Annotated in this window: 14 protein-coding genes; 11 read left to right on the forward strand and 3 right to left on the reverse strand. The window is 46.0% G+C overall.

All coding sequences use genetic code 11. The features are described 5' to 3' along the window. Window positions 1-34: 34 nt before the first annotated feature. The 11 genes from pseH (at window position 35) to M8E35_RS21185 (ending at window position 11,539) form a co-directional block, all read left to right on the forward strand. A complete protein-coding gene (gene pseH / locus M8E35_RS21135; RefSeq protein ID WP_252472184.1) occupies window positions 35-586 on the forward strand; it encodes a UDP-4-amino-4,6-dideoxy-N-acetyl-beta-L-altrosamine N-acetyltransferase in 552 nt (183 codons plus the stop codon). A gap of 64 nt (window positions 587-650) precedes the next feature. After that, window positions 651-1,700, forward strand: coding sequence for a pseudaminic acid synthase (pseI, locus tag M8E35_RS21140; protein WP_252472186.1), 1,050 nt, complete (start codon window positions 651-653; stop codon window positions 1,698-1,700). Window positions 1,701-2,033: 333 nt separating this feature from the next. Beyond that, the gene (gene rfbF / locus M8E35_RS21145) at window positions 2,034-2,804 is read left to right on the forward strand and encodes a glucose-1-phosphate cytidylyltransferase (protein WP_252472197.1); all 771 of its coding nucleotides are present in this window, start codon (window positions 2,034-2,036) and stop codon (window positions 2,802-2,804) included. Between the two features lie 63 nt (window positions 2,805-2,867). Continuing rightward, window positions 2,868-3,935 (forward strand): CDP-glucose 4,6-dehydratase, encoded by a 1,068-nt coding sequence (gene rfbG / locus M8E35_RS21150; RefSeq protein ID WP_289710961.1) that lies wholly within the window; start codon window positions 2,868-2,870, stop codon window positions 3,933-3,935. After that, window positions 3,932-5,677 carry a thiamine pyrophosphate-binding protein gene (locus M8E35_RS21155; RefSeq protein WP_252472199.1) on the forward strand — a complete coding sequence of 582 codons (1,746 nt, stop codon included), beginning with the start codon at window positions 3,932-3,934 and terminating at the stop codon, window positions 5,675-5,677. The genes rfbG and M8E35_RS21155 overlap by 4 nt, the downstream gene beginning before the upstream one ends. 2 nt (window positions 5,678-5,679) lie before the next feature. Next, entirely contained in the window at window positions 5,680-6,360 is a 681-nt protein-coding gene (locus M8E35_RS21160) for a GNAT family N-acetyltransferase (protein WP_252472201.1), read from the forward strand. Beyond that, window positions 6,357-7,517: a pyridoxal phosphate-dependent aminotransferase gene (locus M8E35_RS21165; protein ID WP_252472203.1), complete on the forward strand. Its 1,161-nt coding sequence runs from the start codon at window positions 6,357-6,359 to the stop codon at window positions 7,515-7,517. Before M8E35_RS21160 ends, M8E35_RS21165 begins: the two co-directional genes overlap by 4 nt. Continuing rightward, complete coding sequence (locus tag M8E35_RS21170; protein WP_252472205.1) at window positions 7,514-8,623, forward strand: DegT/DnrJ/EryC1/StrS family aminotransferase; 1,110 nt, start codon at window positions 7,514-7,516, stop codon at window positions 8,621-8,623. The genes M8E35_RS21165 and M8E35_RS21170 overlap by 4 nt, the downstream gene beginning before the upstream one ends. 17 nt (window positions 8,624-8,640) lie before the next feature. Next, window positions 8,641-9,969, forward strand: a complete 1,329-nt coding sequence (rfbH, locus tag M8E35_RS21175; RefSeq protein WP_252472207.1) for a lipopolysaccharide biosynthesis protein RfbH — start codon at window positions 8,641-8,643, stop codon at window positions 9,967-9,969. Beyond that, the gene (locus M8E35_RS21180) at window positions 9,966-11,207 is read left to right on the forward strand and encodes a glycosyltransferase family 2 protein (RefSeq protein ID WP_252472209.1); all 1,242 of its coding nucleotides are present in this window, start codon (window positions 9,966-9,968) and stop codon (window positions 11,205-11,207) included. Before rfbH ends, M8E35_RS21180 begins: the two co-directional genes overlap by 4 nt. A gap of 155 nt (window positions 11,208-11,362) precedes the next feature. Continuing rightward, window positions 11,363-11,539 (forward strand): N-acetylneuraminate synthase family protein, encoded by a 177-nt coding sequence (locus M8E35_RS21185; RefSeq protein WP_252472281.1) that lies wholly within the window; start codon window positions 11,363-11,365, stop codon window positions 11,537-11,539. 11 nt (window positions 11,540-11,550) lie between these two features. Here the strand turns inward: M8E35_RS21185 and hepT are convergent, their stop codons facing one another. The 3 genes from hepT to M8E35_RS21200 form a co-directional block, all read right to left on the reverse strand. Next, entirely contained in the window at window positions 11,551-11,958 is a 408-nt protein-coding gene (gene hepT / locus M8E35_RS21190) for a type VII toxin-antitoxin system HepT family RNase toxin (RefSeq protein WP_252472211.1), read from the reverse strand. Next, complete coding sequence (gene mntA / locus M8E35_RS21195; protein WP_252472213.1) at window positions 11,948-12,358, reverse strand: type VII toxin-antitoxin system MntA family adenylyltransferase antitoxin; 411 nt, start codon at window positions 12,356-12,358, stop codon at window positions 11,948-11,950. The genes hepT and mntA overlap by 11 nt, the downstream gene beginning before the upstream one ends. A 191-nt stretch (window positions 12,359-12,549) precedes the next feature. Then, window positions 12,550-13,539 carry a glycosyltransferase family 4 protein gene (locus M8E35_RS21200; RefSeq protein WP_252472215.1) on the reverse strand — a complete coding sequence of 330 codons (990 nt, stop codon included), beginning with the start codon at window positions 13,537-13,539 and terminating at the stop codon, window positions 12,550-12,552. Between the last annotated feature and the right edge of the window lie 11 nt (window positions 13,540-13,550).

Here is a 13,550-nt window from a genome sequence, read left to right on the forward strand (position 1 = left end):
GGGATATTTTTTTAAGTAAAGGAGGCTGGAACAGATGATCAAACTAGTTGAAATTAAAAAATCAGATTTGGAAACACTGATGCACTGGCGAATGCTACCTGAGGTAACAAAATATATGTTCACCGAACCCCAGTTAACTATGGAAATGCAAAGCAAATGGTTTGAGGCAATTAATACTGATCCAACCTGTAAACACTGGATCATTGAGCTGGAAAATACTAAGATTGGTACTGTAAATCTAACAAATATTGATTTTCAAAATAGTCGGTGTTCGTGGGGATATTATATCGACCCCCTATTCAGGGGTCGGGGTTTTGGAAAACTTTTAGAGTATAACATCTTTGATTTTGTCTTCAATGAATTGGGACTAAATAAGCTAATGAGTGAAGTTCTGGATTTTAACGAAAGAGTCGTTAAAATCAAAGAAAAATGCGGATCCCAAATTGAAGGAGTATTGAGACAGCATATAAAAAAAAGTAACACTTATCACGATGTTGTGGTCATGGGGATATTAAGAGATGAGTGGTTGGAACGCAGAACAAAGATTGCCTACGATAAGATACACATAGAAAGAAGTATAAACTGAATTTGAAAGCTGAAATGCCTTGGTTTTAATGCTAGGGAGAAATATTAACTGAGGAGGTGTTCTGATGTTATCTATAGGGACTGCTGGAAGAAGAATTGGAAAAGGATACAAACCCTTTATAATTGCTGAAATGTCTGGTAACCACAATCAGGATTTAGAGAGAGCTCTGGCAATTGTTGACGCTGCGGCTAAAGCAGGGGCCAATGCCTTAAAATTGCAAACATATACAGCAGATACCATGACTTTGGATATTGACAAGGGTGCGTTCCACATCGAGGACCCTGAGAGCCTTTGGCAGGGCAACTCTCTCTACAAACTTTATCAACAGGCGTATACACCTTGGGAATGGCATAAACCAATTTTTGATCGGTGTAAAGAACTAGGAGTCATTGGTTTTAGCACTCCATTTGATGCGACGGCTGTTGATTTCCTGGAATCGCTGGATGTACCTTGTTATAAGATCGCATCCTTTGAGAATACGGATCTCCCCCTGATCCGTAAGGTGGCGTCTACCGGGAACCCGATGATTATTTCGGCAGGCATGGCAACAGTGGCCGAGCTGGATGAAACGGTTAGAGCGGCGAGGGAGAGTGGATGTCGGGATGTCATTTTATTAAAGTGCACAAGCACCTATCCCGCTACTTCGGATAATACGAATATTTTAACGATACCCCACATGCGGGAGCTGTTTGAGTGTGAGGTAGGATTATCGGACCACACAATGGGGCTTGGCGTCGCGGTAGCGAGTGTTGCTCTGGGTGCAACGATAATTGAGAAGCATTTTACCCTTTCTAGGGCCGACGGAGGCGTGGATTCCGCTTTCTCTATGGAACCAGCCGAGATGGGCCAATTGGTTAAGGAAACTGAACGTGCCTGGCAGGCCCTAGGTAGAGTGGCTTACGGAGCAACTGAAAAAGAGAAAGCGTCATTGAAATATCGTCGATCCTTGTATATTGTGGAGGACATGAAAGCTGGGGACACATTGACTCATGACAATTTAAAGGCGATAAGACCGGGTTTAGGCCTACCTACAAAGTATCTTGATGTTTTAATTGGTAAGCAGCTGAATCAAGATGTTTCAAAAGGGACACCTGCAAGCTGGGATATAGTTTGAGGTGGAGGATGTAGTCTTGCCAAAAGGGGTCTGGACGTCGGGTTGATTCCGACCATCGTGTATTCGACAATGGTAATTATTGTGGGTAGATGATTTTTACATCCCGCCTAGGGTCTTCTTAGGCAGGATGATTTTTTATGTGGGATAGTATCTTGACTTGGCTTGGCGATTCAATGAAGAAATTCTGTCTAGGCATTCTTTTCAATTTTATAGAACTGCAATAAACCGTGTACATCCACTGACTTCACTACATATATTGTTATCAGTCAAACACAGATAAAGTTCGCATGAGGACATTGTCTCGTGATAGTTCAGAGGCATGGGAGTGTTGATATGAAAACAGTAATACTCTGTGGGGGTCGGGGTACGCGTATGCGGGAGGAGACAGAATTTCGTCCCAAACCTTTGGTGGAAGTCGGTGATAAACCGATGATTTGGCACATTATGAAAATCTATTCGTATTATGGGTGTAATGATTTTATTTTGTGTGTCGGGTATAAAGGGCACATGATCAAACAGTATTTTATGGAAATGTACTGGAGGAATAATGATTTTACACTCAGTACTTCCGGAGAAGACCCCGTAATATACCACACCAAGAACAACGAAAAATGGAAAGTAACCATTGTCGATACCGGTCTTGACACCCTGACGGGCGGCAGGATTAAGAGGATCCAGAACTACTTGGATGGCGAGGAATTTATGCTGACCTATGGCGATGGCCTGAGTAATGTCAATATCCATGAACTTCTAGCCTTTCATAGAGCCAAAGGGAAAGTAGCCACGCTGACCGGCGTGCATCCCATATCCCCCTTCGGTGTGATGGATGTCCAAAATGAAATCGTGACCTCCTTCAGAGAAAAACCGGTTCTTGAAGATATGGTGAACGGGGGTTATATGGTTTTGAATAAAAAGGTATTTGACTATATCCCGGAGGAAGACTGCGCTTTTGAACAGGAGCCCCTAAAAAGACTGGCGGCCGATGCTGAGCTTGCCGTATACAGGCATAATGATTTTTGGACGGCCGTCGACACCTATAAAGATGTGGAAAAAGTAAACCAGCTTTGGAAAAGAGAAGAGTCTGCCTGGAAACTATGGAATTAAAAACAGGGAGAAGGGGTCAGGGTCCAGGCTAAAGGAGTGAGCAGGATAGAAAGGGACAGCATATTGGCGGAAGTTTTTCGAGGAAAAAATGTATTGGTTACGGGTCATACCGGCTTTAAAGGCTCATGGCTTTGTATCTGGCTTATCCTGTTGGGAGCAAAGGTAACCGGATATGCGTTGGATCCTGCCCATACGGAAGATAATTTTGTCGTTACAGAACTTAAAGATAAAATGACAGATATTCGCGCCGATGTGCGAGATCTTATGGCTTTACAAAAAACCTTTGCCGAAGTCCGTCCGGAATTTGTCTTCCACTTAGCTGCTCAGCCGCTGGTCAGGTATTCTTATGAAAATCCCGTCGGGACCTATGCCACCAATGTCATGGGAACTTTGAACGTGTTAGAGTGCATCAGGCATTCTGACGTGACCAGGGTCGGAGTGATGATTACCACGGATAAGTGCTACGAAAATAAAGAGCAGATTTGGGGTTACCGGGAAAACGATGCTTTGGGAGGATATGATCCTTACAGTGCGAGCAAAGGCTGTGCGGAAATTCTGACAGCCTCCTACCGAAATTCCTATCTGAACAGCAAGGAATATTCTCGGCATGGCAAGTCCATTGCCACAGCCCGGGCCGGTAATGTGATCGGTGGAGGGGACTGGGCGTTGGACAGGATCATTCCTGATGTCATCAGGGCCTTAAAAGAACACAGACCGGTCGAGGTCAGGAATCCCGAGGCGACTCGTCCCTGGCAGCACGTACTGGAGCCGCTGGGCGGCTATCTTAGCTTGGCGGCCAAAATGTATGACCACGGGGAAGATTACAGTGGTGCTTGGAACTTCGGTCCTGATTTCGACTCGGTTTGTCCGGTGAAAAACGTGGTTGAAGCTGTCATCGAGGCCTGGGGAAGCGGCACCTGGTGCAGCGCAGGGCAGGAAAATTCGCCCCATGAAGCCGGTCTTCTAAGCCTGGACTGTACGAAGGCCAAGACCTTGCTCGGCTGGAAGCCGAAGCTGAAGCTGAAAGAAGCTATTGGTTATACGGTAGAGTGGTACCAGTCGACTGAAGATAAATATGAACTGTGTGAAAATCAGATTGAGCGCTACGAGAGTGAGCTGAGGTCAAGATGAAGGTATCCGATTTTATAATAGATTATCTAGCGAAGTACGGGGTAAGGCATATCTTTGGCTACGCAGGCGGGGCGGTCACTCATCTTTTGGACTCCATCTATCAGAGCAGGGATATGAAATTTATTAGTGTTTACCACGAACAGGCGGCGGCTTTTGCTGCAGAAGGGTATGCGAGAATTAAAAATGATATCGGAGTTGCCCTGGCAACCAGCGGACCGGGTGCCACCAATCTGATTACAGGGATTGGAAGTGCATTCTTTGACTCGGTGCCCTGTCTTTATATCACAGGTCAGGTCAACACCTATGAATATAAGGGGGATTCCAGCGTTCGGCAAATGGGGTTTCAGGAAACCGATATTGTCAGTATCGTGGCCCCAATCACTAAATATGCTGCGCGGGTCAATGAGGCGAAAAGTATTCAATACGAGCTGCAAAAAGCTATCGCGATAGCCAATAGCTCACGCAAAGGCCCGGTATTGCTGGATATCCCTATGGACATTCAGAGAGCGGACATCGATCCAGGCAGTCTAAGCGCCTATGAGGAAGAAAAAAGTGAACTTGTTCAAGAAGAACATGGGGATGGAGAATGGCTTAACGAAGTTATCACAACCCTGAATCATTCCCGGCGTCCGGTCATTCTGGCAGGAGGCGGGGTAAGGACGGCAGGGGCGGCAGAGCTTTTGGGAGAATTCGCTCAAAAAACCAATATCCCTGTTGTCTGCTCGCTCATGGGGCTGGATGTTGGTTATGACGATAATTTCTACGGACTGATTGGAGCCTATGGGAACCGGTGCGCCAACTATGCGCTGGCCAACAGTGATCTCATCTTAGCTTTGGGCTCCAGGCTGGATACCCGTCAGACGGGAACCAATCTAAGCACATTCGCTCGGGAAGCCAAACTCATCAGAATCGATATTGATGAACATGAACTGCAAAGACGGATTAAAAACGATGAGCTTTCCTTCAAGATGGATATAGCGGATTTTTTGAGCAGTGTAAATAAAGAAACGGACCGTATTTCCCCGCCGGACCTCTCCTCATGGCACTCCATATTAAAGGGCTATCAGAAAAAGTACCCTTCCTATACCAAAGATGACCGGACAGATCCCAACAACATTATGAAAAAGATTTCTGAGGCAACGAAAGAGGGCGACATTATCTGTTTAGATGTGGGACAAAACCAGATGTGGGCAGCGCAGTCGCTCGAATTAAAAGAAGGTCAGCGTCTCCTCTTGTCAGGGGGCATGGGAGCCATGGGGTTTTCTCTGCCGGTGGCCATCGGCGCCTACTATGCGAGTCCCGACCGGAATATCATAGCCATTGCCGGTGACGGAGGCTTTCAAATGAATATTCAGGAATTGCAGCTCATTAAAAGGAACCAGTTACCCATTAAAATCATAATTATGAATAACAACTGCTTGGGCATGATCCGGCATTTTCAGGAGATGTATTTTGAGGGTAGGTATGGAGGAACAATCATCGGCTACGAGGCCCCGGACTTTGGCGCCGTTGCCCGAGGCTATGGCATCGAGAGTATGGAGATTGAAAAGAATGGGGATCTTCGGAAAATTGAGAAGGCATTAAATTCGGATCAGCCTTTGCTTCTCTGTATTCATCTGCCCCAAACTACGTTTGTCTATCCTAAGCTGGAGGTGGGCAAACCGATTGAAGACCAGGAACCGCTCTTGGCCCGGGAAGAATTCTATAGCAACATGCTCATAGCGCCCTTAGAGGAGAAATGAAAATGAAAATGGAAGATTATGCCCTGTTTATTAAAGAAACTTTGGACCGCTATAAAGGCAAATACAAACATGAGCCTTTAAAAAACCTTCCTGTTTATAATGACCAAACTGTCATCTGTGGTTATTTAAGACCCATCACCGAGGATTACAGAATTACTTTGCCGGGATGCAGCGCCCTGCTGGGAAAATGGCGAGAAGAGAATCCGGGTATTGCCACCGGGACGTTTCAGGTTACGCGCGAGCGGACGGAAAAATGGCTGGATGAGCACATCATTGGCCGGGATGACAGAATTCTTTTTTTGATTGTAGCACTTGATGGGCAGTTCCTGGGGCATATCGGTTTCTCCAGCTTTGACTATCAGGAAAAGGCTTGTGAAGTGGATGCCGTACTTCGTGGGGTAAAAGACATTCAGCCAGGCCTGATGGGCTATGCTCTGAATTCTTTGATTTGCTGGGGACATAATGATTTGCAGCTTGAGAAAATAACCCTCAAGGTGTTCGCTGATAATACCCATGCCATTCAGTTTTATCAAAGATGCGGTTTTCAGGTCGTGCAATTAATTCCCCTGGTTAAAGTGGCACTACCCAGTGAGGAAAAATGGGAAATCCGTTCTCAGTTACAGGGGATAGTCGCGGAGAGATATTATACCGAGATGATCTATAAAGGAATGGGAGTTTTATGAAGATTACAGCCAGCAACCGACTAAAAAACCTGATGAAGTCGGAAATCCGTATTATGTCCATCGAATGTGACAAGATGGGGGGCATCAACCTCTCGCAGGGAATATGCGACCTACCACTGGCTCCGGCTTTATGTCAAAGTGCCCAAAAAGCCATGGAAGACGGGATCAATCATTACACCCGTTATGATGGCTTGCCCGGCTTAAGGCAGGCCATCGCCGCCAAACTTTGGCAATATAATAAAATACAGGCCGATCCGGAGAAAAACATTATTGTGACCTGCGGTGCGACCGGGGCTCTCTATGCCACCTGCCTGGCCTTGTTTAATCCGGGGGATGAGGTGATTTTGTTCGAGCCGTTTTATGGATACCATGAGTATACTCTGGCGGCTTTAGATATTGCCCCGGTTTACGTAAGGTTAGAGCCGCCTGCTTGGAAGGTGGATATGGAAAAATTAGAACAAGTGGTGACCAAGAGAACAAAAGGCCTGCTGATTAATACACCGGCCAATCCGTCGGGCAAGGTGTTTTCCAGGAGTGAGTTGGATTTACTGGCGGATTTTTGTCTGCGACACGACCTTTTCATCCTGACGGATGAAATCTACGAATATATCGTTTATGACGGTTTAGAGCATATCAGTCCCGGCTCGCTGCAGGAGATTGCCGATCGGGTGATTACGATTTCAGGGTATTCAAAAACCTTTAGCATTACAGGCTGGAGAATTGGCTACAGTGTGTGTGAGGAGGGGTTAAGCAATCTGATCGGTTGTGCCAGTGATCTGGTCTACGTATGCGCTCCGGCTCCTTTGCAGGCAGGGACGGCAGAGGCCATCAGGGCTTTGCCTGGCAGTTTTTACAAAGATCTCGGCCAGGGATATAGCCTTAAAAGGACGAAGCTATGTGCTGCGCTGGAGGAGGCGAAGTTAAAATCCTATCTGCCTCAGGGTGCGTATTATACCCTGGCTGATTGCAGTTTGGTTCCCGGACGAACGAGTAAGGAAAAGGCGATGTATGTTCTGGCTAAGACAGGTGTGGCCGCTGTGCCAGGCAATGCCTTTTATCACGACGGCGGGGGAGAGAACCTGATGCGCTTTTGTTTCGCCAAAAGCGATGATGTTCTGGATGAAGCCTGTGAGAGATTAAGGGGGTTAAAACTATGACGGAAACGAAGAAAAAAATCAGTTTCGCCGGGCCGTCCATTACGCAAAAAGAGATCGACTATGTCACTGATGCGGTGAAAAACGGCTGGTATGAAAATTATGACAGGCATACGCAAAGGTTAGAAGAAACTTTTGCCCAATATGTGGGCGCCAAATACGCTATTGCTACCCACTGCTGCACCCAGGCCCTGCACCTGGCCTGCGCGGCCATAGGCTTAAAACAGGGCGATGAGGTGATTGTAACGGATTTTAGCTGGGTGGCAACAGCCTATTGCATTTTCTATACAGGGGCCAAGTGTGTTTTTGTGGATATTGACCCTGACACCTGGACCATTGATCCCGCCTGTATTCGAGCGGCAATTACACCGAAAACCAAGGCGATCATGCTCGTACACACCTTTGGGCACCCGGCGGCCATGGACGAAATCAGGGAGATTGCCAGGGAATATGAACTTCTGGTCATTGAGGACGCCGCGCCGGCGGTTGGGGCGGAGTACAAGGGTCGGAAGGTCGGGACTCTGGGAGATGTGGGTTGCTTTAGCTTTCAAGGCGCCAAAATGACGGTCAGCGGCGAGGGGGGTATCCTTGTCACTAATAATGAGGGCATTTACAACAAGGCCAAGCTGCTGGCCTCCATGGGCCGTACGGATTCCCAGGGGACTTTTTGGTCGGATATGTTGGGGTACCAGTACACCATGGGCAACCTAACTGCCGCCCTGGCTTTGGCGCAAATGGAAAGAGTAGAAGAGCTATTGGCAAAAAAGAGAAAAATATTTAGCTGGTACGCCCAACGTCTGATCACTGTCCAAGGTCTTAAAATTATTACCGAGAAGCCAGATTGCAAAAGCACTTACTGCTACCCCTCAGTTTTATTGGAGGCGAGTATTTTAGCAGACCGGGATCAGGTGGTCAGTGAGCTGAAGAAACGGAATATTCACAGCCGTCCCGGATTTCCCAGAATGAGCCGCTTTCCGGTATGTGAGGCAAGATTTGAAAACCCTGTGGCTGCCCTGGTGGAAAAGCGGGGAATATCCCTGCCTTCGGCCGCTAATCTGGAGGAGTCGGATATTGATTACGTATGCCGAAGTATCCAAGAATTATTGTAAAGGGGGGGGGAGGTTCAATGAGCGAAGCGGAGATGAGCAGAGAAGAAGTTGTCAGAAAGGAAATTCTGGCAGGAGTTGCTGAAATCTATGCCCTGCGGGAAGCGGAAAAAAAATTCATCCCCGGTACGAGCAAAGTAAACTATGCGGGCAGGGTGTTTGATGAAAAAGAAATGCAGGCGGCCGTGGGCAGCATGCTGGACTTTTGGTTGACGCTGGGGGCTAAAGGAACCGAGTTTGTCGAGGATTTTTGTGATTTTCATGACCTCCGCTATGGATTGGTGACCAATTCTGGATCCTCGGCCAATCTCATTGCCCTCAGTGCCTTGTGCTCACCGGCTTTTGAAGGCAGGCTGCAAAAGGGTGATGAAGTGATTACCACGGCTTCTGCTTTCCCAACGACGGTCAATCCGATCCTGCAAAATTCCCTGATTCCGGTATTTATCGACATTGAGGCAGACACCTATAATATAGACGTCTCGAAAATCGAAGCAGCCATCTCCCCGAAAACCCGGGCGCTGATGTTTGCTCACACCTTGGGCAATCCGGCCCAAATGGATGTGATCATGGACATTGCCCGCAAAAACGGGCTGTTCGTGGTTGAGGATACCTGCGACGCGCTGGATTCAAGGTATGGGGGGCAGTTGTGCGGAACATTCGGCGATATCTCCACCTATAGCTTTTATGCTGCCCATCACATTACCATGGGGGAAGGCGGCGCACTGCTCACCAATAACCTGTCCTTATACAGACAGGCTTTATCCATTCGGGATTGGGGCAGGGCATGCTTTTGTCGAACGGGAGAAGACAATCCTAATGGGGCCTGCGGACACCGCTTTGAGCAAAAATTTGCAGGATTGCCCGACGGGTATGACCATAAATATATCTACAGCAATATCGGTTACAATCTGAAGCCGCTGGATGTCCAGTGTGCCATTGGCATCGAGCAGCTAAAAAAGTTGCCGGAATTTACAAGCAAGAGGAGAGAAAACTTTAAGGTTCTTTATGAGGGGTTTCAGCAATACGCCGACTATTTTATCCTGCCCCGCACTTTGCCTAAGGCAGAGCCGTCCTGGTTCGCCCTGCCCATCACAGTCAAGGAAAACGCCGGTTTTACCCGCAAGGAAATTGTAACCTATTTGGAATCCCGAAATATTGAGACACGAATGCTTTTTTCCGGCAATATCTTAAGGCATCCGGCCTATAAGAATATACCCTGCCGCATTGCTGGGGAACTGATCAACACTGAGCAAGTGATCCAGCGTACATTTTTTATCGGGGTGTACCCAGGACTAAATGATGAGAAGCTGGATTATATCAAACGTACGTTGGGAGGTTTTTTCTCATGACAGTGAATGAGCCATTAACAAAGAATTCTCCGTTGGTTAGTATTGTTGTGCTGGCCTATAACCATCTGGACTATACCAAGCTGTGCATTGAGAGCTTGTATCGCTACACCTCCCATATCGACTTCGAACTGATCACCATTAATAATGGATCCACAGACCAAACCAAAGAGTATTTCGAGGCCCTTCCCCATCAAAAGAAAATCAGTTTCGCCGAAAATATTGGCGTCGACAAAGCCATCAACCATGGCTTTAGAATGGCTGAGGGCAAATATACTGTCAATGTAAGCAATGATTTAGTGTTAACCACCAACTGGCTGGATAATTTGCTGACCTGTGCAGAATCCGACGAAAAAATAGGGATGGTTGTCCCGGCCAGCAGTTATTCCTCCAACTGTCAGCAGCTGGACTTGGGGTATAAGAATTTGGCTGAAATGCAGGAGATGGCCAAGGCGCACAACGTGAGTTCCCCGCTAAAGTGGGAGGAGAGACTGCGTCTGATTACCTATACCTGCTTAATCAGGACAGATCTGCAAAAAGAATTTGGCGGTTTTGATGAAGATTTTAATCCGGGCGGTTTTGATGATGACGCCCTTTGCTTTAAGGCAAGAAGGGCCGGGTATAAGCTCATTCTGGCCATGGATACCTTTGTCCATCACTTTGGTTCGGTCACCTTTCAGGAGGAATATGCTAAAAATAATATTTATGTAAAAAACAGAAAACTTTTTAACGATAAATTTGGAGTTGATGTCTGGAGTGTTTGCTTTATCGATTTTAATATTTTAAACTTGGCCTCATTGGATCTAAAAGATCCAACGGAAAGCGTAGACATCTTGGGGATAGGATTCTCTTGTGGAGCAACCTTGCTCCAGCTCAAAAACCTTCTGAGAAAAAAAGGTGTGTTGGATACCAACCTTTGGTATATTTCAGAGGGTTCGTACAATCTGGCGGACTTAAAAACAATCTGCGCAGGTTGTGCATCCGGTAGAAATCAACCTCTGACGGAGATCTATGCTGATAAAAGCTTTGACTATGTTATTGTCGAGAGCGATTCTCGCTATATCGACATAGAGATGTATTATAAGTACCTGATGAGTCGCTTAAAAACCAATGGACAGATGATTTTTACGGCGTACAATGAGCAACTATATCAACAAATTTCCAACGCGGTTCAACCTGATAAGATCAGAGAAATCAGAAATATTAACAATTACTATCATTCCTTCGTGAAGGTCGGGTAATTGGCGTAATACAAAAGAAAAACATTAGAGAAAAGAGATAACTGAACAATGAAGACCGCTGGAGGTACCTTGTTATAAGATCACATCCTTTGAGAACACGGATCTCCCCCTGATACAAGCTGGTGTCTACAGGGAAACCTATGATTATTTTGGGCATGGCAACAGTGGCCGAGCTGGATGAAACGGTTAGAGTGGCGAGGGAGAGTGGGTGTCCGGATGTCATTTTATTTAAGTGTACAAGAACCTCTAATCTCCTTACAACGAAGAAACTCATATTTTCAAATATTATTAAAAAAACGGGCCGAGCACTAATCTCAACCCCGTTTCTTTAATATTTTGTCTTTCACTTGATTGAAAGGATAAGCTGCCCAAATTTCAGGAGATCCGCTAGGTTCTTCTCGATAATTCCCTGTACAATTCCTAAGTTAACTGCCTGATAATTGTGGACAGCGATATTACGGAATCCAACCATTGCTTTGAGATTCTGAGCGAGATGTTCGTCAACAATTCCAGCTTGCTGTAATAAATCAAAGGCCTCCCGACTTGACTGGGGAATACCTAGACCCTCCGAAGCCACCAGATGCATTGCAAGATCAATGCCTGCTTCACAAGATCGTTGGATATTGAGTATGATGGAATCTTGCTTCGTATAATTCTCTAGGTTCAAAAAATTCCCCTGGTACTCTTCATGAATGCGACGAAGACAACGTTCGATAATCGCGACTTTATTGAAGGCAACATCATCTACCATAAACACTCCTCCTGGCAGAAATATTCTTAAGGATTTCGGCTCTTTCTTCGTTAAGTAAGGCATATTCTTTGAGAGCCCGTATTTGAAATTCGGCCAGTTTCGTTGGGTCGTTAGAATAGATCACTTGACCTGAGCCAAGAATTTGTGCCTTGAAGACAGTGGATGCTTGCCTTAAATCGACTAAATCAACTTCCCGGCCTACCTCTATAACTAGAGCCTGAGCTAAGAGATAAAGATCATATGACTTAACTTCTTTGGCGTTAATAAAGGCAATGTCAATATCGCTATCTTCCCGAAAATAACCCTTTACGGATGAACCAAAAAGAATTAAAGTATGGGGCTTTAATTCCTTAACAAGATAGTCTTTAACTTTATTTAACGTGTTATCATCGATATTCAACCTAGCCCCTCCCTGAATTTGTCGATGGGTTTACGGTCTGATTTATTCCAAAATTTTCAATTTAATTATATCATAAAAATGAGCGATCTTCCACCTTAAGTAGGCAGAACATGCTTGAACAATGCTCCTCCAGTTTTAAAGCAGTTAAAAACTTACAAGTAAGTCTTTAACTGCTAATTTTTAAGTTTTATCTACTTAACACTCATCAAGAAAGCTTCTACTTGATCTGCAGTGCGTTGCCAAGACCAAGCTTGGGCGAAAATATGGCCTGAGGCGGCTAACCGCTGACGTTCAGTATCCTGTGTCAATAGATAATAGATTGCTGAGTTTAGCTGATCAATGTCACTTGGGGGAACTAACAAACAGTTTTCACCGTTGCTAACGTAATCGCGATTTCCGCCACAATCTGTGGTCACTACAGCTGTACCGCAAGCCATTGCTTCAAGGGGTGGCAAGCCAAATGCTTCAAAGTAAGAGGTATAAACGAAGACGTCTGCCTCTGCATAGAGCTGGGCTAGCTCGTGGTCTGTTGTCGAGGGTTTAACCCGACAAGGCACTGGGCTGGAAAATTGGGCACCCTCTGGAATGGATACGGTTAACTCGAAATTAATCTGTTCCTTTAAACGGGTGACAGCTTTTAAAAAGTCTGAGCCGCCTTTCCACGTATACCCTAAAGTAGGGTCACGCATGATGTAAAAAATCTTCTTGATACCCGTTTGCTCAGACGGTTTAGGATAAGGACGGAATGTCGAAGTATCTACTCCACCAGAGATAACCGTGCTTTGCAGACCGGTTTGTTGGAATAGAAGCTGGCGGTGCCACTCCGATATCGACATGATTGGAGCGCCGATTAAATAAGTCTGTTTTGCTATTTCCGATTCGGGAACCCAAAGAGGCTCATATCCCAGACTTAAGCGTACTACCCGGCCTTTACGAGACTCGAATGCAGGCTTAACAGTTAAATAGAAATTTGGGATTATGAAATCAGCTGAAGGGATGGAGGAAGGGGTAAGTTCTTTTACTCGTCTCAGTTTGGCACGCAAGGGCCAGACTTGGAGGCCCTTTTCGGGAATAACGACTTCAATATCATGTCCTTTATCAACAAGGGCATTAGCCAGGTGATAAATGAAACGCGCCCCGCCGCCCATTTCTAAACTAAGAACAGGAAACACGATCTTCATAGTTTGTCCTC

Origin of the sequence: Desulfosporosinus nitroreducens (assembly GCF_023897015.1) — a bacterium.
Classification (GTDB): Bacteria; Bacillota; Desulfitobacteriia; order Desulfitobacteriales; family Desulfitobacteriaceae; genus Desulfosporosinus; species Desulfosporosinus nitroreducens.

Coding starts and splice junctions, on each gene's coding strand:
- pseH (WP_252472184.1), top strand. CDS start 35: ATGATCAAACTAGTTGAAATTAAAAAATCAGATTTGGAAACACTGATG.
- pseI (WP_252472186.1), top strand. CDS start 651: ATGTTATCTATAGGGACTGCTGGAAGAAGAATTGGAAAAGGATACAAA.
- rfbF (WP_252472197.1), top strand. CDS start 2,034: ATGAAAACAGTAATACTCTGTGGGGGTCGGGGTACGCGTATGCGGGAG.
- M8E35_RS21155 (WP_252472199.1), top strand. CDS start 3,932: ATGAAGGTATCCGATTTTATAATAGATTATCTAGCGAAGTACGGGGTA.
- M8E35_RS21160 (WP_252472201.1), top strand. CDS start 5,680: ATGAAAATGGAAGATTATGCCCTGTTTATTAAAGAAACTTTGGACCGC.
- M8E35_RS21165 (WP_252472203.1), top strand. CDS start 6,357: ATGAAGATTACAGCCAGCAACCGACTAAAAAACCTGATGAAGTCGGAA.
- M8E35_RS21170 (WP_252472205.1), top strand. CDS start 7,514: ATGACGGAAACGAAGAAAAAAATCAGTTTCGCCGGGCCGTCCATTACG.
- rfbH (WP_252472207.1), top strand. CDS start 8,641: ATGAGCGAAGCGGAGATGAGCAGAGAAGAAGTTGTCAGAAAGGAAATT.
- M8E35_RS21180 (WP_252472209.1), top strand. CDS start 9,966: ATGACAGTGAATGAGCCATTAACAAAGAATTCTCCGTTGGTTAGTATT.
- M8E35_RS21185 (WP_252472281.1), top strand. CDS start 11,363: ATGGCAACAGTGGCCGAGCTGGATGAAACGGTTAGAGTGGCGAGGGAG.
- hepT (WP_252472211.1), bottom strand. CDS start 11,958: ATGGTAGATGATGTTGCCTTCAATAAAGTCGCGATTATCGAACGTTGT.
- M8E35_RS21200 (WP_252472215.1), bottom strand. CDS start 13,539: ATGAAGATCGTGTTTCCTGTTCTTAGTTTAGAAATGGGCGGCGGGGCG.